At 66.5% G+C, this 21,545-nt stretch carries 13 protein-coding genes; 4 read left to right on the forward strand and 9 right to left on the reverse strand.

Going from position 1 to position 21,545, the window contains the following annotated elements; genetic code table 11:
• Nucleotides 1-69: 69 nt before the first annotated feature.
• The 8 genes from cobA to N4261_RS23400 form a co-directional block, all read right to left on the reverse strand.
• Nucleotides 70-951: a uroporphyrinogen-III C-methyltransferase gene (cobA, locus tag N4261_RS23365; RefSeq protein WP_261757637.1), complete on the reverse strand. Its 882-nt coding sequence runs from the start codon at nucleotides 949-951 to the stop codon at nucleotides 70-72.
• Nucleotides 948-3,899, reverse strand: coding sequence for a nitrate reductase (locus N4261_RS23370; RefSeq protein ID WP_435531974.1), 2,952 nt, complete (start codon nucleotides 3,897-3,899; stop codon nucleotides 948-950). Before N4261_RS23370 ends, cobA begins: the two co-directional genes overlap by 4 nt.
• An 18-nt stretch (nucleotides 3,900-3,917) precedes the next feature.
• Complete coding sequence (gene nirD / locus N4261_RS23375) at nucleotides 3,918-4,298, reverse strand: nitrite reductase small subunit NirD (RefSeq protein WP_261757638.1); 381 nt, start codon at nucleotides 4,296-4,298, stop codon at nucleotides 3,918-3,920.
• Between the two features lie 8 nt (nucleotides 4,299-4,306).
• Nucleotides 4,307-6,802: a nitrite reductase large subunit NirB gene (gene nirB, locus N4261_RS23380; protein WP_261757640.1), complete on the reverse strand. Its 2,496-nt coding sequence runs from the start codon at nucleotides 6,800-6,802 to the stop codon at nucleotides 4,307-4,309.
• 70 nt (nucleotides 6,803-6,872) lie between these two features.
• Nucleotides 6,873-7,673 (reverse strand): ABC transporter ATP-binding protein, encoded by an 801-nt coding sequence (locus N4261_RS23385; protein WP_261757641.1) that lies wholly within the window; start codon nucleotides 7,671-7,673, stop codon nucleotides 6,873-6,875.
• 415 nt (nucleotides 7,674-8,088) lie between these two features.
• Nucleotides 8,089-9,006: a nitrate ABC transporter permease gene (gene ntrB, locus N4261_RS23390; protein ID WP_261757642.1), complete on the reverse strand. Its 918-nt coding sequence runs from the start codon at nucleotides 9,004-9,006 to the stop codon at nucleotides 8,089-8,091.
• A 36-nt stretch (nucleotides 9,007-9,042) separates the two neighbouring features.
• Nucleotides 9,043-10,263 (reverse strand): CmpA/NrtA family ABC transporter substrate-binding protein, encoded by a 1,221-nt coding sequence (locus N4261_RS23395; RefSeq protein WP_261757643.1) that lies wholly within the window; start codon nucleotides 10,261-10,263, stop codon nucleotides 9,043-9,045.
• Nucleotides 10,264-10,652: 389 nt separating this feature from the next.
• Nucleotides 10,653-11,300, reverse strand: a complete 648-nt coding sequence (locus N4261_RS23400) for an ANTAR domain-containing response regulator (RefSeq protein ID WP_261757644.1) — start codon at nucleotides 11,298-11,300, stop codon at nucleotides 10,653-10,655.
• Between N4261_RS23400 and N4261_RS23405 the strand changes: the two genes are divergently transcribed.
• The 4 genes from N4261_RS23405 to N4261_RS26120 all read left to right on the forward strand — a co-directional run bounded on the left by N4261_RS23405 (nucleotide 11,299) and on the right by N4261_RS26120 (nucleotide 19,155).
• On the forward strand, nucleotides 11,299-12,582 hold the full coding sequence (locus N4261_RS23405) for a PEP-CTERM sorting domain-containing protein (protein ID WP_261757645.1): 1,284 nt from the start codon (nucleotides 11,299-11,301) through the stop codon (nucleotides 12,580-12,582). The two genes, N4261_RS23400 and N4261_RS23405, sit on opposite strands and share 2 nt — an antisense overlap.
• A 244-nt stretch (nucleotides 12,583-12,826) precedes the next feature.
• Nucleotides 12,827-16,195 carry a fused isobutyryl-CoA mutase/GTPase IcmF gene (gene icmF / locus N4261_RS23410; RefSeq protein WP_261757646.1) on the forward strand — a complete coding sequence of 1,123 codons (3,369 nt, stop codon included), beginning with the start codon at nucleotides 12,827-12,829 and terminating at the stop codon, nucleotides 16,193-16,195.
• Between the two features lie 110 nt (nucleotides 16,196-16,305).
• Entirely contained in the window at nucleotides 16,306-17,520 is a 1,215-nt protein-coding gene (locus N4261_RS23415) for a hypothetical protein (protein WP_261757647.1), read from the forward strand.
• Nucleotides 17,521-17,607: 87 nt separating this feature from the next.
• Nucleotides 17,608-19,155: a methyl-accepting chemotaxis protein gene (locus N4261_RS26120; RefSeq protein ID WP_290428841.1), complete on the forward strand. Its 1,548-nt coding sequence runs from the start codon at nucleotides 17,608-17,610 to the stop codon at nucleotides 19,153-19,155.
• Nucleotides 19,156-20,273: 1,118 nt separating this feature from the next.
• On the opposite strand, the gene N4261_RS23430 is transcribed toward N4261_RS26120, so the two are convergent.
• On the reverse strand, nucleotides 20,274-21,386 hold the full coding sequence (locus N4261_RS23430) for a calcium:cation antiporter (protein WP_261757648.1): 1,113 nt from the start codon (nucleotides 21,384-21,386) through the stop codon (nucleotides 20,274-20,276).
• Nucleotides 21,387-21,545: the final 159 nt, after the last annotated feature.

A 21,545-nucleotide genomic window follows, 5' to 3' on the forward strand; every position in this document is an offset into this window, starting at 1 on the left:
CTGATGCGCAGCGGCACCGTTTTGCGGTGACACACGGATGCCGAACGCCCGGTCGTTGCTCCCGGGCCGCTACGCCTGCCCGACATTCATACCCAGACCTGCCGACGCGGCGTGCGGATCTGCGCACGGCCACGCCGCCAGACCCAGCGACTGCCGCCACTGCGCCGACAACGCCACCACCTCACCAATCACCAGCAGCGCCGGGCTCTGCAGCCCCTCCCGTTCGATGGTGGCCGCCAGGTCGCTCAGTGTGGTGAAGCACGCCCGCTGATGCAGCGTATGCGCCGCACTGATCACCGCCGCCGGCGTGTCGGCCGCCAGCCCGCCGTCCTGAAGCGACTGCGCAATCGACGACGCCCGCGCCAGGCCCATGTAGACCACCAGCGTCAATCGGCTCCTGGCCAGGGCCGTCCAGTCCGGCGCCTGGCCGTGCTCGCCGTTGTGCCCGGTCACCAAGGCCACGCCCGGCGTGCAACGACGATCGGTTACCGGCACGCCGACCGCAGCCGGCCCCGCGAGCCCGGCGGACAGTCCGTTGATCACCTCCACCTCGATGCCAGCCTCCCGCAGCGCATCGACTTCCTCTCCGCCGCGACCAAAGACAAACGGATCGCCCCCCTTCAGCCGCACCACCCGCGCCCCGGCGCGGGCCTCACGGATCATCAGCTCATGGATGAAGCGCTGCTCGGTCGAGACACAGCCCCCGCGCTTGCCCACACGCAGCACGCGGGCGGACGGCGGCAGGCAGGCCAGCACCCGCGCATCCACCAGGTCATCCGTCAGCACCACCTCCGCCTGCTGCAAACGCCTGAGCGCGCGCACCGTCAGCAACTCGGGATCCCCTGGCCCAGCTCCCACCAACGACACGATCGGCCCTCCGGCCCCACCCTGCTCGACCGGCCCCCGCATCGCGCCCGGCGGCGCATTCAGCTTGGCATCGATGAGGTTCATGAAGACTCCTTCGCTGGCAGATCCGATGTCGGGGACGGGTTCAAAGGCGACGGCAACGGCAATGGTGACGGTGACGGCGCAGCTAGGCGCACCAGGCGCCGCAGTGCCGGCAGGCAGGAACCGCACTGGGTGCCGCAATGCAGCTCGGCCTGAAGTGCGGCCAGGCGCTGCGCCTCATCGGTGCCGACCGGTGACCGCTGCAGGCAGGCCCGGATCGCGTCCTCGCGCAGGTTGAAGCAGTTGCAGACCTGAGGGCTGAGATGGGGCAGCGACTGCGCCGAGTCCGGTGCCAGCAGGCGACGGCCGAACGGCGCCACGGGCGTGCGTTCCCGCCAGAGGGCGTCCAGCCACGCCGCCTCGCGGCCTTCCCCGATGCGCAACAGCGCCTGCAGACAGGCCTGATCGCCCTCACCCTCCAGTCGAAGCGCGCGACTGCGACCGCGTCGACCGTCGGCATAACGCAGCACACCACTGCCGGTCAGTCCCAGCACCGTGGACAACGCCATCACCAGCGATGCGGGCGGGGGCTCGGCGAAGGCCAGTTCAAGGCTCCAGCCCTCGCGCTCGTCCGGCGTGGTCGCAACTGCGTTGTCGTTGTCGTTGTCGTTGTCGTTGTCGTTGTCGTTGGCCTTGGCCTTGGCGTTCGCCGTCGCCGTCGCACTCGCGTTCACGGGCGTGGGTACTGGCAGACAGCAGGCGTAGTCCGCCTCGGCCATCAGTGCGCGCAGTTGACTCCGCAGGATGACGGCTTCTCCGGGCGGCACCCAGGCCGCCCCCACGATTCGCCATGGCAGATCCACCGCCTCCACCGACACGGCGGCGAACTTGAGCTCGGGTTGGCGCGCGTCCGGGCAGAATGCCGGCTGCGTCAGCGCATTGATACCCAGCAGGCCGCGACCGCCCAAGAACTCACTGCCCCAGTGCATCGGCAACCAAGCGCGTTGCAGGCCCACCTGCTCATCCGCGCCCAGGGCCACGATGAGCGCGCCGCGGCGCGATTGGACCCGCACCAGCGATCCGGTTTCTAGCCGACGTCGGACCATGTCCGCCGGATGCATGCGCAGCAACGGGGCGGGTTCACCGGCGAACAGGGAGGCCACCGTGCCGGTGCGGCTCATGCCATGCCACTGATCGCGCAGCCGACCGGTGCTGAGCGCGATCGGGTAGCGGGCGTCCTGGGTCTCGGCCGTCGGCATGAAGGGCTTGGCGATGAACCGTGCCCGCCCATCCGCATGGGCGAAGCGGCCGTCTTCATACAGCCGTGCAGTGGCGGCGGTGGCCCCTTCCGGCCAGGGCCACTGCCTTGGGGATTGGTCGAGCATCGGATAGCTGAGACCGGTGATGTCCAGGTCTCGTCCACGGGTCGCCTCGCGGTGTTCCATCCAGAGGTCCTCCGGTCCGTCCCAGGCAAACAGATCCGGCCCCTCGGGCCGCAGCGTGAGGGCCATGCGCCGGGCGATGTCCCGCACGATGCACCAATCCGCCCGCGCCTCGCCCACCGGCGCCAACGCCGCGCGCACCCGGCTGATGCACCGTTCGCTGTTGGTGACGGTGCCGTCCTTCTCGGCCCAGGTCGCTGCGGGCAGGATCACATCGGCAAACGCGGCCGTCTCGGTGCCGGAGAACGCCTCCTGCAGGATGACGAACTCGCAGCGGGCCAGCGCGGCGCGCACCAAGGCCTGGTCGGGCAGCGACTGAGCGGGGTTGGTGCATGCGATCCACAGCGCCTTGATCTCGCCGCGGGCCGCCGCCTGGAACATCTCGATCGCCGTCTTTCCCGGCCGGTCCGGCAAGTGCGGCACGCCCCACAGGTCGGCCACCTCCTGGCGGTGCGCGGCATCCGCCGGATCCCGATGCCCGGGCAGCAAGGTCGCCATACCGCCGGTCTCGCGGCCGCCCATCGCATTGGGCTGTCCGGTGAGAGAGAACGGCCCGGCGCCCGGCCGCCCGATCTGACCGGTGGCGAGATGCAGATTGATCAGCGCCGTGTTCTTGGCCGTGCCGCTGCTGCTCTGGTTCAGGCCCATGCAGTAGAGCGACAGCGCCGCCCGCGACTGGGCGAACCACTGCGCGGCCTGCAGGATCTCGGACTCCGCCAGCCCCGTCAGCCGGGCCGATTCCGCCGGCGTCATGGTGCGGACGAGTGCTTTGAGCGCCTCGAACCCGGCGGTATGGCGCTCGATGAAGGCGCTGTCGATCCAACCCTCCCAGATGCAGGCGTGCAGCATGCCGTGGAACAGCGCCACATCGGTGCCGGGCTTGAGCGCCAGATGCAGGTCGGCGAACTCGGCCGTTTCGGTGCGGCGTGGGTCGACCACGATGATCTTCATGCCCGGTCGCTGCGCCCGTGCCGCCTCGATGCGGCGGAACAGGATCGGATGCGCCCAGGCGGTGTTGGCGCCGGCGATGAACAGGCAGTCGGCCTGCTCCAGGTCCTCGTAGCAGGTGGGTGGCGCATCCGCCCCCAGCGATTGCTTGTAGCCGGCCACCGCGGCGCTCATGCACAGCCGGGAGTTGCTGTCGATGTGGTTGGTGCCGACCAACCCGCGCGCGAGCTTGTTGAAGGCGTGATAGTCCTCGGTCAGCAACTGGCCGGAGATGTAGAAGCCGATGGCGTCGGGCCCGTGCGCCGCGCGCAGGGCCAACAGCCGATCGGCGACCTGTCGGTGGGTCGTTTCCCAGTCGCTTGGCTGCAGTGGTTCGCCGCGGGCGGCGCGCCAGGCGGGATTCAGGTAGCGCTGCCGCTGCCGCACGCCGGGCGTCGCGGTGAGGTGCAGCGTCGAGCCCTTGGTGCACAGCCGCCCCGCATTGGCGGGATGCGCCGGATCGCCCCGCACGCCGGTGATGCGGGCCTCGGCACCCGTGCCCTCGCTGTCGATGAGCACTCCGCAGCCGACGCCGCAGTAGGGGCAGGTGGAGCGTGTGGTGCGAACGACGGGCATGGTCATCGGACGACGGGCCTCACGTCAGCAGGTGGCACGGGTGCAGGGCCCCGCCGCCACCGGCGGGAGGTCGATGCCGACGGTGTCCAGCTCGTCTCGGTCGAGCATCACCTGACCCTCCTCGAGCTTTACCTGGAACACCGGGGTCCGGCCGTCATCCGGTTCGCGGGCGCAGCCGGTGTCCAGCGCGATCGTCCAGTTGTGCAGCGGACAGGCCACCGCATCACCGAACACGATGCCCTGGCTGAGCGGCCCCGCCTTGTGAGGGCAACGATCCAGCAGCGCATGGACACGGTCGTCGGCGGTCCGGAACAACGCGACCTGAGGCCCTCTGTCGCGGGCGACACGCCGCGATCCCAGCACGGGAATGTCGGAGAGCATGCACACAGCAATCCAGTTCGGCATGGCGGACCTCAAACGTTGACGCGGACAGGGAGGGAGGGCGCCGTCTGCGCGCCGGCAGCCGGCGCTGGCGGCGACAAGGCCTCGAACTGCCGCAGGTCGACCTGAGCCTTGCTGAACTCGAACCACGGATCAGGCTCGCCATCGAGCGCGAACTGCAGCTCGGCCCACAGCGCCTTGCGCCCCTCGTGGTCCTCCAGGATGCGACGCTTCACATGGTCCAGGCCCACACGCGCCACGTAATGGACGGTGCGCTCCAGGTACCAGCCTTCCTTGCGATAGAGCTGCATGAAGGCGCCGGTGTACTCCAGCACCTCGTCGGCGGTCTTGAGCTTGGTGAAGAACTGGGCGACCTCGGTCTTGATGCCGCCGTTGCCCGCAATCACCATCTCCCAGCCGGAGTCGACGCCGATGATGCCGACGTCCTTGATGCCCGCCTCTGCGCAGTTGCGCGGGCAGCCGCTGACCGCGAACTTCACCTTGTGCGGCGCATACATGCGCCACATCGCGCGCTCCAGGTCCTTGCCCATCTGGGTGCTGTCCTGCGTGCCCATGCGGCACCACTCGGAGCCGACACAGGTCTTCACCGTCCGCAGCGCCTTCGCATACGCATGGCCGCTGGGCATGCCGATGTCTTTCCAGACGCTGACCAGGTCCTCCTTCTTCACACCCAGCAGATCGATGCGCTGGCCGCCGGTGACCTTCACCGTGGGAATCCGGTATTTGTCGACCGCATCGGCGATGCGGCGGAGTTCATCGGCCGAGGTCTCGCCGCCCCACATGCGCGGAATCACCGAATAGGTGCCGTCCTTCTGGATGTTGGCATGGCTGCGCTCGTTGATGAGGCGCGACTGCGGGTCATCCACCGCCTCCTTCGGCCAGGTCGAGATCAGGTAGTAGTTCAGCGCCGGGCGGCAGGTGGCGCAGCCGTTGGGCGTCTTCCAGTCCAGGTGCCGGAAGAGATCGGCCATGCTCACCAGGTGGTGGTCGACGATCGCGTCGCGCACTTCCTGATGGCTGTGCTCGGTGCAGCCGCAGATCGCCTTTTTCTTCGGCGTGGCCGAATAGTCGCCACCAGCGGTGAACATCAGCAGTTGCTCGACCAAGCCGGTGCAGGAACCGCAGGACGCGCTGGCCTTGGTGTGCTTGCGCACTTCCTCCAGCGTGAACAACCCCTTCTCCTTGATCGCCTTGCAGACGGCGCCCTTGGTGACGCCGTTGCAGCCGCAGACCTCGTCGCTGTCGGCCATGGCGGCGGCCTTGTGGTGGCCCTCATGGCCGACATCGCCGAGGCTGCTCTCGCCAAACATCAGCTTGTCGCGGATGTCGGCGATCCGGCGGCCCTCGCGCAGCAGCTTGAAATACCAGCTGCCGTCCACGGTGTCGCCATACAGGCATGCGCCGACCAATCGGTCCTCCTTGATGACCAGCTTTTTGTAGACACCGGCGAAGGGATCGCTCATCACGATCTCTTCCGTGCCCGGCCCGCCCATGAAGTCGCCGGCGGAAAACAGATCGATGCCGGTGACCTTGAGCTTGGTGCTGGTCTGGCTGCCCAGATAGCGCCCGATGCCGAACTGGGCCAGATGGTTCGCGCAGACCTTGCCCTGCTCGAACAGCGGCGCCACCAGCCCATAGGCGATGCCCCGATGGGCGGCACATTCACCGACGGCATAGATGCGGGGATCCGTGACCGTCTGTAGCGTGTCGGTCACCACCACGCCGCGGTGGCAATGCAGGCCGGCGCGCTCCGCCAGCGCGGTGTTGGGCCGGATGCCCGCGGCCATCACCACCAGATCCGCCGGAATCTCCTCGCCGCCGCGGAAGCGGACGGCCATCACGCGCCCATCGGCATCGCCGATCAATGCCTCGGTCTGGGCGCCCATGCGAAAGCGCAGGCCGCGATCCTGCAAGGACTGGCGCAACAGCGCGCCGGCCTGGTCATCGAGCTGGCGCTCCATCAGCCAGTCGTTCAGATGCACCACGGTGACCTGCATGCCGCGCCGCATCAGTCCGTTGGCCGCTTCCAGGCCGAGCAGCCCACCGCCGATCACCACCGCATGCTGATAGCGGGTGGCGGCGTCGATCATCGTTTGGGTGTCGGTGATGTCGCGGTAGCCGATCACGCCCGCCAGGTCCTTGCCGGGGATGGGCAGGATGAACGGGTTGGAGCCGGTGGCGATCAGCAGGCGGTCGTAGGCGGCGGTGGTGCCGTCGGCGGCCACCACCTGGCGGCGCACGCGATCGATCTCGGTCACGGTCTTGCCCAGATGCAGACGGATGCCGTGCTCGTCGTACCAGGACAGCGGATTGAGGATGATCTCGTCGAGCGTCTGCTCGCCGGCCAGCACGGGGCTGAGCAGGATGCGGTTGTAGTTGGGATGCGGCTCGGCGCCGAAGACGGTGATGTCGTAGAGATCGGGCGCGATCTTGAGCAGTTCCTCGATCGTGCGCACGCCGGCCATGCCGTTGCCCACCATCACCAGTTTCATCCGTGTCGTGCTCATGTGCGGGTCTCCTTGGGCAGCGCTCCGCCACGCCGGGCGCGTGCGGGCCGGCGGCGGGGAGCGACGGGGATCAGGCGGCGGCCTGGTTGTGGCGATGCCGGGTGTAGAGGAAGTCGATCACGGCCTTGCGGGCGTGCACATAGCCGAGGTCTTCGGCCAGGGCGACGCGGTCGCGGGGTCGTGGCAGGGGGACCTTCAGGATCTCGCCGATCGTGGCGGCGGGGCCGTTGGTCATCATCACCACCCGGTCGGACAGCAGCACCGCCTCGTCCACGTCATGGGTGACCATGACGACGGTGCTCTGGGTGCTGGCGACGATCTTCAGCAGCTCGTCCTGCAGATGGGCGCGGGTGAGCGCATCCAGTGCGCCGAAGGGTTCGTCCATCAACAGCACCTTGGGCTCCATCGCCAGGGCGCGTGCGATGCCGACGCGCTGCTTCATGCCACCGGAGATCTCGTGCGGGCGCTTGAACATGGCGTGGCCCATGCCGACCAGCTGCAGCGCGGCCTCGGTGCGTGCGTCCCATTGGTGCCTGGACTCGTGGCGACCGAACACCGACTCCACGGCGAGGCGCACGTTGTCGAAGCAGGAGAGCCAGGGCAGCAGCGAGTGGTTCTGGAACACGACCGCGCGCTCGGGCCCGGGCCCGGCGATCTCGCGACCGTCGCACAGCAGTCCGCCGGCGCTTGGCCGCAGCAGCCCAGCGATCAGGTTCAGCAGCGTCGACTTGCCGCAGCCGGAATGGCCGATCAGCGTCACGAACTCGCCTCGATCGATGTCGAGATCGATCTCACGCAGCGCATGGAATCGTCCCTGCCGTGACGAGAACACCATCTCGGCTTGCTGAATGCGGATGAAAGGAACGCTCATCACAGTGACCTCACTTCAACCGGCCCAAGGCCGACACACGATCCACTCCCCCCGAAGCCCACCGACAGAGAGGCTCAGAGAAGAGGCCAAAGGCCGACATATCCAGCGGAGCAACGAGATCCGGCTTTGCCGAGCTCGCTGCTCGCCCCCGGGGGCCGGCGCCAGCCGGTAGGGGGCCGTCACCCCGCTCAAAAAGGAGGCCCAAGGCCGACATATCCAGCGGAGCAACGAGATCCGGCTTTGCCGGGCTCGCTGCTCGCCCCCTGGGGGCCGGCGCCAGCCGGTAGGGGGGGCCATCACCCACCCAGAGAGGAGGCCAAAGGCCGACATATCCAGCAGAGCAACGAGATCCGGCTTTGCCGGGCTCGCTGCTCGCCCCCTGGGGGGCCGGCGCCAGCCGGTAGGGGGGTACCAATCAACCGGTAGGGGGGATCAATTTGATCAACACCCATTCGAGCAGCATGCCGACGATGCCGATCACGAAAATCGCGATGATGATGTGCTGCACATTGAGGTTGTTCCACTCGTCCCACACCCAGAAGCCGATGCCCACGCCGCCGGTCAGCATCTCCGCCGCCACGATCACCAGCCACGCGGTGCCCACCGACAGCCGCACGCCGGTCAGCATGTAGGGCAGCACGGCCGGCAACAGGATGCGCGTCACCAGCTTCCACTCGGACAGCTGCAGCACCCGGGCCACATTCAGATAGTCCTGCGGCACCCGCTGCACGCCCACCGCGGTGTTCACCACCATCGGCCAGATCGAGCAGATGAAGATGGTCCAGATGGCCGCCGGGTTGGCGCTCTTGAACACCAGCAGCCCGATGGGCAGCCAGGCCAGCGGCGAGACCGGCTTGAGCAGACTGATCAACGGCGACAGCATGCGGCTGGCGAATTCGAAACGGCCGATCACAAAGCCCAGCGGAATGCCAACAGCCGCGGCCAGCCCGAAGCCCACTCCGACGCGCTGCAGCGAATACAGCACGTTCCATCCAATGCCCTGGTCATTCGGCCCGTTCCGATAGAACGGATCGGCGAACAGCTTGACCGCCGCCTCCCAGGTCGCACCGGGCGTGGGGAAAGCGCCGCCCTTCAAGGTCGCGAGGAACCACACCAACCACAGCAGGCCCAGGCCGGCCGCCGGCGGCAGCACCCGCATCCAGACGGCGCGCCAGTCCACAGGCACCCGAGGCGCCTTGGCGGGGTCGGCCCGGGGCGAGATCCTGTCCGGCCCGGCCGTGGCGTCGCGCGGGGTGGCTCCGGACGCGGCCACAGCCGCTGCGGCTGGTTCCACCGGCGGGTCACCTGGGGAATGAAAGACTGCACTCACCATGTCGAACTCCTTTGATGACGGGGCATGCCCGACCGTTCAACCGCGCACCTTGAAGCTGTCGGCGTACTTCGCGGGGTCCTTGCCATCCCAGACCACGCCGTCGATGAGCTTGGTGCTGCGCAGGCTCTCCTTGGGCACGCTCACCCCCAGCGCCGACGCGGCCTGCTTGTAGAGCTCGATCTGGTTGATCTGGCGCGCCACGCCCAGGTAATCCGGATGGGTCTTGATCAGGCCCCAGCGCTTGTGCTGAGTCAGGAACCACATGCCGTCGGACAGCCAGGGGAAATTGACCTGGCCGTCGTTGAAGAACTTCATGTAGTTCGGGTCGTCCCAGGTCTTGCCCAGGCCGTTCTGGTAGCGGCCCAGGATGCGCTGGTTGATCGCATCGACGCTGGTGTTGACATAGGCCTTGTCGGCGATGGTCTCGGCCATCTTCTGCTTGTTGGACAGGCTGGCATCGATCCAGCGGCTGGCCTCCAGCACCGCCATGATCACGGCGCGGGCGGTGTTCGGATACTGCTTCACGAAGTCGCCGGTGGTGCCGAGCACCTTCTCGGGATGATCCTTCCAGATGTCCTGGGTGGTGGCCGCGGTGATGCCGATGCCATCGATGATCGCGCGATGGTTCCAGGGCTCGCCCACGCAGAAGCCATCCATGTTGCCCACCCGCATGTTGGCCACCATCTGCGGCGGCGGCACGGTGATGACCTTGGCCTCCTTCAAGGGATTCACACCCGCCGCGGCCAGCCAGTAATACAGCCACATCGCATGGGTGCCGGTGGGAAAGGTCTGGGCGAACGTGTAGTCGCGCTTGTCGGTGCGCATGACCTTGGCCAGCGAGGCCCCATCCGTCGCACCGGCATCGGCCAGCTTCTTCGACAGGGTGATGGCCTGGCCGTTGTTGTTGAGGGTCATCAGCACCGCCATGTCCTTCTTCGGACCGGCCACGCCGAGGTGCACGCCGTAGATCAGGCCGTAGAGGACATGCGCCATGTCCAGCTCGCCGTTGACCAGCTTGTCGCGCACGCCGGCCCAGGAGGACTCCTTGGTCGGCACGATCTTGATGCCGTATTTCTTGTCGAAGCCCAGCGCGGCCGCCATCACCACCGAGGCGCAATCGGTCAGCGGAATGAAGCCGATGCGGACCTCCTGCTTTTCCGGCTTGTCCGACCCGGCGGCCCACGCCCCGCCGGGCAGCGTCCCGACGCCGGAGAGGGCCGCACCCGCGGCGAGCAACCTGCGACGCTCCGCACTCATCAACCCCTCCTTGGACCCACGAGAACCGTTGTGCATTCAAGATCTCCGATGACGCGCGGGACGGCCCGCGCCGCTGTCCGCCGAAGCCCGGCCTGGACCGAGCGGAAAACAAAAAAGGCGTCACGATCGGATGCATGAGCGCAACGCGCTGCACACACCGGATCGGACGCCTTTGTCCTGCCAGTTGCTGGCTGAAGGCCCACGCCGTTGTGGACCTCGATGAATCAGTTGCATGAAGCGTGCCAATCGGGCCGCGTCCCGGCGTTCAGAGAGGAACGCTCAAGTCGACGGGTTGTTGAAGCGCTGGGGCTGCACGGTCTCATCGCAGCAGCGCGCCATCACGGTGCGGTTGGTGGTGCACGCTGCACCACGGCAGCGAGGCGGGACGCTCAACCCGATCGCAGCAGATCGTTGGCGTCGATCACGCGCTGAGCGACCTGCGCCAGCGTCTCGCCGCGGTCCATGGCGAGCTTGCGCAGCCGCTGATGGGCCTTCTCCTCATCCAGGCCCATTTCGCGCATCAGAATGCCTTTGGCGCGGTCGAGTGTCTTGCGTGAAGCCAGTTGCGCCTGCGCCTTGCTGAGCTCCTCGCGCAGGGCGAGGTCCTGCTCGAATCGCGCGATGGCCACTTGCAGCACCGGCGCCAGACGTTGGGTCTGCAGACCCGCCACCACATAGGCGCTGACGCCGGCCTTGATCGCGCGGCGCATCGGGGCCTGGTCCGCGTCCTCGGCGAAGACCACCACCGGCCGGGGCAGGCGTTCCGAGAGCGTGGCCAGGTTCTCCAGGGTGTCGCGGGTCGGTGATTCCGCATCGACGATGACGACATCGGGCTGCAGGCGCAGCACGCAGTCATGAATCAATGTGGCTTGCTCGACGACGCCCACCACCTCGCAGCCCTGGCGCGCCAACTCATCGCGCAGCAGGTCGACGCGGTGGGCACCGTCGTCGATGAGCAGCACGCGCAGGCCGGCCGTGGGCAGTGTGGGAGGGGAAGCGGGCGGTGGGGTCACGCGGTGGTGGAGCGCAAGTTTCATGCCGCTGGGCGGCGCAAGTGCGCTGGCCGGGGCTGCGCGCGAGGAGCAATCGATGCGCCTGAAACCGCAGTATTTACCGATCACAGGTCGTGGTTTCAGGGGGCGGCGATGCGCTGTCAATCGGCATAAGGTCGCGCTGCACCGACACCGTACGGTGCGAGGAGTTCCCATGAGCCACTCGATCACGCCCCGCCCGCTCCCCACCACCGGGACGATCGTCCGCAGCAGAGGAAGGCGTCAGGGCAAGGCGCTGGCGTTGGTCCTGGCGGGAAGTCTGTCCACGTCGATGGGGCTGTCGGCCCAGACATTCGATGCCTACACGGTGGTGGATGTGTATGTTCCAGGACAGTCGGTCGTCCGTCGCAGCGAGCCGTACACGCAAGCTGGGGCCCTGGTCGACCAACAGCGTCTGGTCGCCAGGCCGGAGGACCTGGACGGTGAAGCTCAGGGACTGACGTCGATCAGCGTCACGATGGCGCCGGGCCGCATGGGGCTCTTCACGCAAAGCACGGCATCGTTGACCACGCCGCAGTACGACCAGAGCGTCGGCGTCTGGGGAGAAGCGTCAGCCACGATCGCTGACCGCTTCATCGTCAGCTGTCCGACGTGCGTCGTCGGCAGTGTCGGCTGGCTCACCGTGAAATTGCGCTTCGACGGCCAGCATCAGCTCGAGGCTCAGGTGCCTCCGTCGGCCAGCGACAACACCCGTTTTTTCGGATCGGCAGGCTGGGGAACGTCTTTCTCCATGCAAGCTCAGAACGTGCCGTGGGAACCATCACCGGATCCGTACCCTTCACCTGATCCATCCTCCATCAGTCGATCCATGTGGGAGCGCGATTTCCATGACAACGATGGGACTGATCAGGAGGGCCGGTACTTTGAAGAACCGGAGTCCCTCACGGTGGCGTTCGTCTTCGGCCAGCCCGTCGACTTCCAATGGAGCGCCACCGTCAACACCCTGGCGATGGTGCTTCCATTGAGCCAATCACCATCGGCCGGCGTCGTCTCGGGATGGTCCATGAGCCAGGTCGACCTTGCGCACGCCTTCATCTGGGATGGGATCACCGTGCTGGACAGCAGCTATCAGCCGGTCTCTGGCTATGTCGCTCGCAACGCCAATGGTCTGGACTACGCCCAGAGCTTCGCGGTGGCCGCCGTGCCCGAGCCCGGAACCTGGCTGCTGATGGGCACGGGCGTGGCGCTGCTGTCTCTCGTGGCCCGCAGACGCCGGCAAGGCACGCCACTGGAGACCGGTTCGCCCTCCAGCGCCTCGGCGGCGTAAGGCAAGCTTGAGTGATCCATCGCGGCGGCGTCTATCGCCACCCTCTGCGCCAGCGGCAAGCCCTCCACCAAGGGTAAACGCGTAGTCAACGGGCGCCCCGCCCCACGCGTCGTCCACGTCACCCAACTCCCGTTTACGTTAACGTCAACCGGCGCCTAGAATCGACGGACGCTTGACCGATCGTTCGAGAACAAAGGGCACCGCGGCCGACCCGGCCTGCAGGCGATCCCGCTGGAGACATGCCATGACCGAGATGTCCGCCGAGTACCAGGCCCTGGCCGAGTACCGTCCCACCCACAAGGTCCGCTTCGTGACCGCCGCCAGCCTGTTCGACGGGCATGACGCCGCGATCAACATCATGCGGCGCATCCTGCAAAGCATGGGCGCGGAGGTGATCCACCTCGGCCACAACCGCTCGGTGGATGAAGTCGTCACCGCCGCGCTCCAGGAGGACGCCCAGGGCATTGCCGTGAGCTCCTACCAGGGCGGCCATGTCGAGTACTTCAAGTACATGGTGGAGTTGCTGCGTCAGCGCGGCGGCGAAGGCATTCAGGTGTTTGGCGGAGGCGGTGGCGTCATCGTGCCGGCGGAAATCCGCGAACTGAGCGATCAGGGCGTGCGCATCTACAGCCCGGAAGACGGCCAGCGCATGGGCCTGCAGGGCATGATCGGCGAGATGGTGATGCGCTGCGACCGCGACCTCAGCGCCGACGCCCCCACCCAACTCGATGCGTTGCAAGGCCACACCGAAGCCGCCTGGCGCTCGCTCGCTCGCGCGATCACCGCGCTGGAGAATGGCCGGGCCGATCCCGATTTCACCCGCGCGTTGCGCGAAGGCGCTGCGACGCTGCGCACACCCGTGCTGGGCATCACCGGCACCGGCGGCGCGGGCAAGTCCAGCCTGACCGACGAGTTGATTCGCCGACTGCGTCTGGATCAGGACGATGCGCTGCGCATCGCGGTGATCTCCATCGATCCGTCGCGGCGCAAGAGCGGCGGCGCTTTGCTCGGCGACCGCATCCGCATGAATGCCATCGCGCCCTGGACATCGATGCGCAACGCAGCCTCCGGCGCGGTGCTCGGCGGGCAGCGGGTGTTCATGCGATCGCTGGCCACGCGCGATTTCGGGTCCGAAATCTCCAAGGCGCTGCCCGATGTGATCGCCGCGGCCAAGGTGGCGGGCTTTGATCTGGTGATCGTGGAGACCTCCGGCATCGGCCAGGGGGACGCCGCGATCGTGCCGCATGTCGATGTGCCGATGTATGTGATGACCCCCGAGTTCGGCGCGGCCAGCCAGCTCGAGAAGATCGACATGCTGGACTTTGCCGAGTTCGTCGCCATCAACAAGTTCGATCGCAAGGGCGCGGCCGACGCTTGGCGCGATGTCGCCAAGCAGGTGCAGCGCAACCAGGAAGCCTGGGGCAAGCGGGCCGAGGAGTTGCCTGTCTTCGGGACCATGGCCAGCCGCTTCAACGACGACGGCGTGACCGCGCTGTATCAAGCGCTGAAACCACGTCTGGCCGAGCTGGGCTTGTCGCTGCGCGAGGGCCGGCTGCCGTCGGCCGCCACCCGTTTCAGCACCCATCAAACGCCCATCGTGCCGCCCGCCCGCGCACGTTATCTGGCGGAGATCTCCGACACCGTGCGGGCCTACAAGCGCCGCGCACGTGCCCAGGCCCGACTGGCACGGGAGATCCAGCAACTGACCGCCAGCGCAGCCATGCTGAGCGAGGCGGACCCGGCCTCGGTCCCAACGGACCCACACGCTGCGGGCACTGCGGCCGCCGCATCGACCTCCCCGATCGCTGCGCTAACGGCCCTCGCCACCGCCCGGCAGGCCCGGCTCGATGCCGATGCCCGCCAACTGCTGGCGCAGTGGCCGGACATGCAGCAGGCCTACGCCGGCGATGAATACGTGGTGAAGATCCGCGACAAGGAGATCCGTACCGCGCTGGTGTCGACCTCACTGTCGGGCACCAAGGTGCGCAAGGTGGTGCTGCCGACCTACGAGGACCAAGGCGAGCTGCTGAAGTGGCTGATGCTGGAGAACGTCCCCGGCAGCTTCCCCTACACCGCCGGTGTGTTTGCCTTCAAGCGCGAGGGCGAGGATCCCACCCGCATGTTCGCGGGCGAGGGGGATGCCTTCCGTACCAACCGCCGCTTCAAGCTGGTCTCCGAAGGTCTGCCGGCCAAGCGGCTGTCCACCGCCTTCGACTCGGTGACGCTTTACGGCGCCGACCCCGCACCGCGGCCTGACATCTACGGCAAGGTCGGCAACTCCGGCGTCAGCATCGCGACGCTGGACGACATGAAGGTGCTCTACGACGGCTTCGACCTCTGCCATCCGACGACCTCGGTCTCGATGACGATCAACGGCCCGGCGCCGACCATTCTGGCGATGTTCATGAACACCGCCGTGGACCAGCAACTGGCGAAGTTCAAGGCCGACAACGGTCGCGATCCCACCGCCGACGAAACCGCCAAGATTCGCGCCTGGGTGCTGGCGAATGTGCGTGGCACCGTGCAGGCCGACATCCTCAAGGAGGACCAGGGGCAGAACACCTGCATCTTCTCGACCGAGTTCTCGCTGAAGGTGATGGGCGACATTGCGCAGTACTTCGTGCATCACAACGTGCGCAATTTCTACTCGGTGTCGATCAGCGGCTATCACATCGCCGAGGCGGGGGCGAACCCGATCTCGCAACTGGCCTTCACGCTGTCGAACGGGTTCACCTTCGTCGAGGCGTATCTGGCCCGCGGCATGCACATCGACGACTTCGCGCCCAACCTGAGCTTCTTCTTCAGCAACGGCATGGACCCGGAATACACCGTGCTGGGACGCGTGGCGCGCCGCATCTGGGCCGTCGCGATGCGCGACAAGTACGGCGCCAACGAGCGCAGCCAGAAACTGAAATATCACATCCAGACGTCGGGCCGCAGCCTGCATGCGCAGGAGATCGCCTTCAACGACATCCGGACCACGCTGCAAGCCCTGATCGCCATCTACGACAACTGCAACTCGCTGCACACCAACGCCTACGACGAGGCGATCACCACGCCGACCGAGGAGTCGGTGCGCCGTGCGATGGCGATCCAGCTGATCATCAACCGCGAATGGGGCCTGGCCAAGAACGAAAATCCGAGCCAGGGCGCCTTCATCATCGAGGAGATGACGGAGCTGGTCGAGGAGGCGGTGCTGGCCGAATTCGAACGCATTGCCGAGCGCGGCGGCGTGCTGGGCGCGATGGAGACGGGCTATCAGCGCGGCAAGATCCAGGAGGAGTCGATGCACTACGAGATGCTCAAGCACACCGGCGAGTATCCGATCATCGGCGTCAACACCTTCCGCAATCCCCACGGCGACCCGGTGTCCGAGCACATCGAACTGGCGCGCTCCACTGATGACGAGAAGCAGAGCCAGCTCTCGCGCCTCGCTGCCTTCCATGCTGCGCACGCTGATCAGGCGCCAGCCATGCTGCAGCGCCTGCAGCAGGCGGTGATCGACAACGGCAATGTGTTCGAGGTCCTGATGGACGCGGTGCGGGTCTGCTCGTTGGGTCAGATCACGGCAGCGCTGTTCGAGGTCGGTGGGCAGTACCGGCGCAGCATGTAGCCGGTTCGGTGCGGGCGGCGCGCGCTCACCACGGCGCCGGATGACGGTCCGACAGAACAGGGCGGCGGGGCTTGCGCACTGATCCGGGCAAGTGCCTTCAAGGATCCCGGATGCCGTCGTTCACCACACCTTCCCTGCCCCTGCCCATCCCGGCGACGGACCTCCCCCATGGCGAACCGCCGCCCTTGCCGTTGCGGCCGCCGGCGGGTTATGGCGAGACGTCACAGACCTTGACCGATCAACTGAGCGGCCGTTTGGGCACGGTGGCGGATCTGCGGACCATCCCCAGCAGCCGCATGCAGGAGGTGTCCTGCGATCAACTCGACTGGCAGGTCATCTCTCAGAATCTGACTCAGTTGTTGCTGCCCCCGCAATGTCCGCCCATCCTGATCGATTACCTCATCCGCCACATGCCCGCCCTGGAGGTATTGAGTGCGCCGGATCAGCGCCAGGACAACAACCTGCTCATCGATCTCCGCCCTGCGCATCGTCTCCGGCTCTATCACACCACTTATGACAGTGCGCTGCCGATTTCGGGCAGCGTTCCCATGCTGATCAGCCCGCTGGAGGACTGCTGGCCCCGGGCGGCCTCGCAACGGTTGTCGCAGCGGCAAGGTGACACCATCGCCGGTGGTCGTGGGGCCACGGGACATGACGCCGATGCACAGGCTCTCCACCATTGGCCGCTCTGCCTGCTCGATCACCTTGATCGAAACGGGTGCCGCCTGGTGCTGGCGGATGAGGCCGACTTCAAAGTCTGCCATGACCGGCTCCGATTCATGAAGGATCAAAGCGACAAGGCCGTTCAAACTCACGCGCAATTGTCGGCAGCACGCAGGGCCTCCCCTGCACCTCAATACCGCATGAAGGACGAGGACATACGCGACCTGCGCCGCGCGCTGATGCATGTGCCTTACGAGTTGCTTCCTAAGCGGGATTCGACAACCGTCCAGCGCCTCCTGCGTCATCTCGATCAAGCCCTCGACAACCGCCACGTCTCGCTGGGCAATGACGGCATTAAACGCATCCAGGAACTGTTGCAGGTGCAGAAGGTCCAGGCCAAGGCACTGATGAATGCACAGCCTTGGCGAGAGCGTCCGGTGACCATCTTCGAGAAGAAGCGCAAGGAGCAGTTCGACGCGATGGCGCGGGCCCGCTCCCTGGGCCGTCCTGTCCCGCTGCCTCGTACTGTCTTCCTGGACAGAACCTCTTCCGGACGACTGCAGCAGCGAACGACGGAGATCCGCCCCACCAGCCGACATCGCGCCTCGGACGCTTCACCGGATGTCGGCACTTCTGCTCACTCTCCCTCTGAACACCCATGAACAAGGGCATGACACTGCGCCGAACCACTTGTTGCCAGGAAGACCGACTCCCATAATCAACAGCACATAACGCTGTTGGGGATCGCCATGTTTCAGGCACTGAACCGGATGAGGATCACCACGCTGCTGCAGATCGGCTTCGCGGCCGTTCTGGTGATGGCGGCGCTGATGACAGGCGTGGGGGTCTACAAGCTGCGCGAGATGGTTCGACTGAGTGACGAACTCCGTGTCCAGGAGCAACGCCGGCTCATGGCCACCCAATGGCTCGGTGCGACCGAACTCAATCTGACTCGGGTCATGGGCATGGCCAAATCGGGCGGCAACGCCGATCTGAGCAGTTATGTCACGCCGCTGATGGCGCAGACCACGGAACGCATCAACAAGCTGCAGGAAGCGCTTGAGACGTCGATTGCCGACTCTCACCAAAAGACCCAACTGCCGGTGATCGCTGAAGCGCGACAACGCTACGTCACCATCCGCAAGGGTGTGATGGACACCATCAAGCAGGATCCGGTGGCCGGCGCCCAGCAGGTCGACCAAACCCTCGCGCCCGCCGCGATGGCTTACCTCGCCACGGTGCGCAAGCTGGTGGAAATGATCTCCGAAGACGCCGACGCCTTTGCGGCAGAGCAACGCGCGCAGGCCTCGCAGGCGGCGGTCACGATGATGACCTTGACCGGCCTGGCCATTGCCCTGGGTGCTCTGATTGCGTGGCGCATCACTCGCTCGGTACGCGCGCCCATGGTGCAGGCGGGCCAGGTGGCGCAAACCATCGCCAGCGGGGATCTCAGTCAGGACATCAACATCGAGCGCAGCGACGAGATCGGTGTGTTGCTGCGGCAACTCAGCCTGATGCAGGACGGGCTGCGCCGGATGGTGAGCCAGGTGCGCGAAGGCACCGAGACCATCAACATGGCCACCCAGGAGATCGCCACCGGCAACCACGATCTGTCAGCGCGCACCGAGGCCACGGCGTCCAATCTGCAACAGACCGCCTCGTCCATGGAAGAGCTCACCGGTACCGTCGCGCACACGGCGACTTCGGCGCAGCAAGCCAATGAACTGGTGAGCGCGACCCGGGAGTCGGCGTCCAAGGGCGGTGTGGTGGTGAGCGAGGTGGTCGCGGTGATGGAGCAGATCGAAAGCAGCTCCAAGCGCATCAACGACATCATCGGCGTCATTGATGGCATTGCTTTCCAGACCAACATCCTGGCGCTGAATGCCGCTGTCGAAGCAGCCCGCGCTGGCGAGCAAGGCCGAGGCTTTGCGGTGGTGGCTGGGGAAGTGCGGGCCCTCGCGCAGCGCAGTGCCTCAGCCGCCCGCGAGATCAAGACGCTGATTGGCGAAAACGTCTCTCGCGTCGAATCCGGAACCCGCCTGGTGCGCAACGCGGGCGACACCATGGGTGAGATCGTCCTGGGCGTGAGGCGCGTGGCCGACATCGTCGGGGAGATCGCCACTGCCGCGTCGGAGCAGAACGACGGCATCGGGCAGGTCAACGTGGCGGTTCAGCGGCTGGATGAAATGACGCAGCAGAACGCTGCGCTGGTCGAAGAGTCCGCCGCTGCGGCGGGCTCGCTGCGGACGCAGGCAGAGAACCTCAACCAACTGGTCAGTACCTTCCGCTTGGCTTGACGCAATGGACCATCGCGGATCGCCGATCGCCGGTCGCCGATCGCCGATCGCCGATCGCCGCCCACCATCTCCGATCTTCCATCGATGCCCAAGACAGAGCTCGCAAAGGCCCGATTCGCTCGGTGATTCGAGCGGGAGGTGTCGGCCCGCCTGGGAGTGAATGCGGAGCGCCTGAACGGACAGGCGGGCCGACACCTTCCGCGACGGCTCAAGACGTGGCACCGTTGTTCGTGGCACTGAGCATGGACGGAGAAGCCCATGGCCCGCTTCGCTCAGACGCTCCGCATTCGCTCCGCGGGCCACGGGCTTCTCCGTCCCGAGACGTTGGCTGACTGCCAGTCAGCGATGGGTGCGGCAGCTGCCGGTTGAGCTGAAACCGACATGGAAGTCGAAGTTGGAAACAGAAGTCGGAGACTGAAGTCGCCATCCCGATCGAGCCCTTCGCTTGCACCCGCAAAGGCCCGATTCCATCGGTGATTCGAGCGGGAGGTGTCGGCCTGCCTGGGAGTGAATGCGGAGCGCCTGAACGGACAGGCGGGCCGACACCTTCCGCAACCGCTCAAGACGTGGCACCGCTGTTCGTGGCACCGAGCATGGACGGAGAAGCCCATGGCCCGCTTCGCTCAGACGCTCCGCATTCGCTCCGCGGGCCACGGGCTTCTCCGTCCCGAGACGTTGTCTGACTGCCAGTCAGCGATGGGTGCGGCAGCTGTCGGTTGAGCTGAAACCGACATGGAAGTCGAAGTTGGAAACAGAAGTCGGAGACTGAAGTCGCCATCCCAATCGAGCCCTTCGCTTGCACCCGCAAAGGCCCGATTGGCTCGGTGATTCGAGCGGGAGGTGTCGGCCCGCCTGGGAGTGAATGCGGAGCGCCTGAACGGACAGGCGGGCCGACACCTTCCGCAACCGCTCAAGACGTGGCACCGCTGTTCGTGGCACCGAGCATGGACGGAGAAGCCCATGGCCCGCTTCGCTCAGACGCTCCGCATTCGCTCCGCGGGCCACGGGCTTCTCCGTCCCGAGACGTTGTCTGACTGCCAGTCAGCGATGGGTGCAGTCACTGTCGGTTGAGCTGAAACCAACATCGACGTCGACATCGGCGTTGAAGTCCAAGTCGGTCAGGGCACGATCGCCAGGAAAAGGAACACCACGAACACCACCAGGTGCACCGCCCCTTGCAGGACCGTTGCGCGGCCACCGGCGAGGGTCAGGCCACCCACGACGAAGGTGAGGAACAGCAGCACCATGCTGACCGGCGTGAGCCCCAGCACCAGGGAGTGCGGGAAAAACGGCGATAGCACCGCCACAGTGGGAATCGTCAAGCCGATGCTGGCCAGCCCGGAGCCGAGTGCCAGGTTCAGGCTGGTTTGGAGCCGGTTGTGCAGCGCGGCCCTCACCGCCGCCAGCGTTTCAGGCAAGAGCACCAGCAGCGCCACGATGACGCCCACCAGCGACGGCGGCGCGCCAATGGCATGCACGCCGCGTTCGATCGTCGGTGCCAGCAGCTTGGCCAGGCCGACGACGCCCACCAGGCAACCCAGCAACAGCATCACACTCAGGCCGGCGACGCGCCAGCTGGGCGGATCGGCGTGGATGTCTTGATCGTCCATGCCAGCGACCGGCAGGAAGTAGTCACGGTGGCGCACCGCTTGCACAAACACGAAGGCGCCATAGAGCACCAGCGAGACCACGCCCGCAAACAGCAACTGTGAGCGTGAGAAGGTCGGCCCGGCGGAACTGGTGGTGAAGGCCGGCAGCACCAGGGTCAGCACCGACAGTGCCGCCAGCACCGCCAGCGTGGGGCTGGTGCCCTCAACCCGGAAGGCCAACACCTGGTGCCGGAGTCCGCCCACCAGAATGCACAGGCCGAGCACGCCATTGCAGACGATCATGATCGCGGAGAACACGGTGTCCCGCGCGAGCGTGTTGGTGGCCTCGCCGCCCGCCAGCATCAGCGAGACGATGAGTGCCACCTCGATGATGGTCACCGCCACCGCCAGCACCAGCGAACCGTAGGGCTCACCGACGCGATGCGCCACGACCTCGGCATGGTGCACCGCCGCAAGCACCGCGCCGATCAACAGCGCGCTGACCAGTGACAGCACCAGTGCGCCGCTGCCATCGGCCAGGCCGAGCAAGGCGCCGATCGCAGCAACCGGCGCCAGCAGGGTCCATAGGGGAAGAGCCGCCGGCAGGCGGAACGACATCGGGCGTGAGTTCTTGGCTTGCATGGGACCAAGCATAGACGACCAACTTCGCCCGACCGCCGGCCCTCGTCAAACCTCTGCCGCACGGCCAAGAAACCGACCGCCAGCCCACCTCAAGCTGAACCCTTCGCCTCACTTGAATGCGGGCCCGCATGGCTCGATGAGATCACTCGCGCCACGTCG

The sequence above is a fragment of the Roseateles amylovorans genome (genome assembly GCF_025398155.2).
Taxonomy (GTDB): domain Bacteria; phylum Pseudomonadota; class Gammaproteobacteria; order Burkholderiales; family Burkholderiaceae_C; genus Roseateles; species Roseateles amylovorans.